Here is a 2,585-nt window from a genome sequence, read left to right on the forward strand (position 1 = left end):
CGCGAAGCGTGCCCGAAGGGCGAAAACTTTTTGCTACGGAAAAAAAGTTGAATAAAAAAAATTGTAAGAAAAATACTTTTTGATTTTTATTAAAACTATATAGCATAAATAATAACTTTTTTGCTAGCTACCTAGTAGGTATAAAAAAAGAGGCTTAATTTAAAGCCCCTTATTTTTACTTGTTTTAATTAAAATCAAACACCAAGCGAAATTATAGCAAAGTTTTTGATAGAAGCAGTAGCACCAGCTTCTTTAGATATTTCATCTATTAAACTTTTGATAGATATTTTGTTGTCTGTAAATAATTTTTGGTCTATAAGAACGCTTTCTGAATACCAAGAGTTCATTTTACCTTCAACTATTTTTGCTACCATATTTTCTGGTTTGCCTGCATCTTTTACTTGTTTTTCAAATATTTCTTTTTGCTCATTTACAGTATTAGGGTCAATTCCTTCTCTGTTTAAAGCTAAAGGTTTTTCACTAGCAACATGCATAGCTATTTGATTTGCTATCTCTAAACATTTTCCTTTAGGTTTAACATCAAATTCAACAATAGTAACAAGTTTATTATTGAAGTGAACATAGCTTCCAAAGAAACCATCAGTCTTCATAACTTTTACTTCTGCAAGTACTGTTTTCTCGCCCCATTTTTGCATACCTTCATTTATCATAGCTTGAATAGTTTCACCATTCTCACCTTTAGTGTTTAGAAGAGTATCAACAGTAGCATTATCAACAGTCATAGCAGTTTTAGCAATGCTTTTAGCTAAATTAACAAATAATTCATTTTTAGCAACGAAGTCAGTTTCGCATTGAAGCTCTATACAAGCAATTTGAGTCTTGTCATCATTAACACAAAAACCTATAGAACCTTCTTTAACTGTACGTTCGCTTTTTTTAGCAGCAACAGCTGTACCTTTTTCTTTTAATAGGCGAATAGCCTTATCCATATCACCATCAGCTTCTTGAAGAGCTTTTTTACATTCCATAATACCTATACCAGTACGCTCTCTAAGCTCTTTAATGGTATCCATACTAATATTTGCCATTTTTTTATCCTTTATTTAATTTATTTATTTTTAGTCTTGGTCGTCTTGGTCAGAAACACCATACTGTTCAGCAATAGCTTCAGCAGCTTCAGTAGCACTATTGTCATAAACCTCTTCAGCAATCTCGCCAGTAGATTCATGTTTAGCTAAAGTTTCTTTTCCAGCCTCATTTTGTCCATCTATAATAGCAGAAGATATAACACCAGCAAATAAACTTATAGCTCTGATAGCATCATCGTTACCAGGTATAGGGTAATCTATAAGTTCTGGGTTACAGTTAGTATCTACTACAGCAACTACAGGTATTCCTAATTTTCTAGCTTCGCTTACAGCAATATGTTCTTGCATAGGGTCTATTACAAATATCATATCTGGTAAGTTTTCCATATCTTTGATGCCTGCAAAGTTCTTTTCTAATTTATCTTTTTCTTTAAGAAGGAGTATTACTTCTTTTTTAGGTAATTTATCAAAAGTACCATCAACTTCTTCTTTTTCTATTCTTTTAAGTCTAGCAATACTTCTTTTGATAGTAGCGAAGTTAGTAAGCATACCACCTAACCAACGATTATTAACATAATACATATCGCATTTTTCAGCAGCTTCTTTTATGCTTTGTGAAGCTTGTTTTTTAGTACCTACAAAAAGTATATTTCCGCCGTTTCTAGACATTTCTTTAACAGCATCATAAGCTTTTTTTACGTAAGTTAAAGTTTTCATTAGGTCAATGATGTGTATATCATTTCTCTCTTGAAAAATAAAAGGTTTCATTTTAGGGTTCCATTTTCTAGTTTGATGTCCGAAATGAACGCCTGCCTCTAAGAGGTCTTTCATAGCTGGTAATGACATAAGCATATCCTTTAAAATAAAATAGAGTACCGATTAAGGCACCCTATATCCATAAATTTCTAAACTATTACTATATTAAAAAAATCATAATGCTTTGATTACTAATATTTAAGTAACAATGTCTTTTTATTTAAGATAATTTATTAAAAAATATCTTTAAAGAACATTTTGCTATTATGGAAAAGTTTACCAATTAAATCGGCTTGTTTAACATAATAACATTTTTATAATAAAAAGTCAATCATAAATTTTACTTATAAATTTCTTTTAGTTTTGTTTCATCATAAAAAGAAAGCCTATAGGAATATAGTTTTATAGTTTTATCTAAACTATTTAAATCAGGCTTTACATATAATGATACACTTGATAAATCTGAATACCACCATATAGTGTATTCTTCAAAAGGTTTATTGTAGTATGAATAATATTTTATATCTGTGGAAGATGAATTGCCGTATTTGAATGTTATTTTTTCTTTTATACTCTCTATATCAGTTGCCTCGGAAGGGTAGTAGAAATCATTTTTGTTATAACTATAGCCTATGTGATTGCATACTTCTATTCTATAAAGATAATCATTATAAAAATATAAATAATATGCCAACTTGTCATCAGAATTTTTATATATGTTTAAAATAGTGCTTTCGTTTAATTTAACTTCTTGATGAAAGTTAGCATATAAGTCTGTAT

3 protein-coding genes are annotated in these 2,585 nt (G+C 29.6%); all 3 read right to left on the reverse strand.

What is annotated here, in order from left to right; translation table 11 throughout:
- Nucleotides 1–194: 194 nt before the first annotated feature.
- Nucleotides 195–1,049, reverse strand: a complete 855-nt coding sequence (gene tsf, locus E6A48_RS08245) for a translation elongation factor Ts (protein ID WP_219709620.1) — start codon at nt 1,047–1,049, stop codon at nt 195–197.
- Nucleotides 1,050–1,079: 30 nt separating this feature from the next.
- Nucleotides 1,080–1,895 (reverse strand): 30S ribosomal protein S2, encoded by an 816-nt coding sequence (rpsB, locus tag E6A48_RS08250; protein ID WP_147730330.1) that lies wholly within the window; start codon nt 1,893–1,895, stop codon nt 1,080–1,082.
- 250 nt (nt 1,896–2,145) lie between these two features.
- Nucleotides 2,146–2,585 (reverse strand): hypothetical protein (locus E6A48_RS08255; protein WP_219709622.1); only part of this gene is annotated, 440 nt, incomplete at its 5' end.

This window comes from Brachyspira pilosicoli (assembly GCF_019402445.1).
GTDB classification, from domain to species: Bacteria; Spirochaetota; Brachyspiria; order Brachyspirales; family Brachyspiraceae; genus Brachyspira; species Brachyspira pilosicoli_B.

Excerpts from the sequence above, each read along its gene's own strand:
- tsf (WP_219709620.1), bottom strand. The coding sequence starts at position 1,049 with ATGGCAAATATTAGTATGGATACCATTAAAGAGCTTAGAGAGCGTACT.
- rpsB (WP_147730330.1), bottom strand. The coding sequence starts at position 1,895 with ATGTCATTACCAGCTATGAAAGACCTCTTAGAGGCAGGCGTTCATTTC.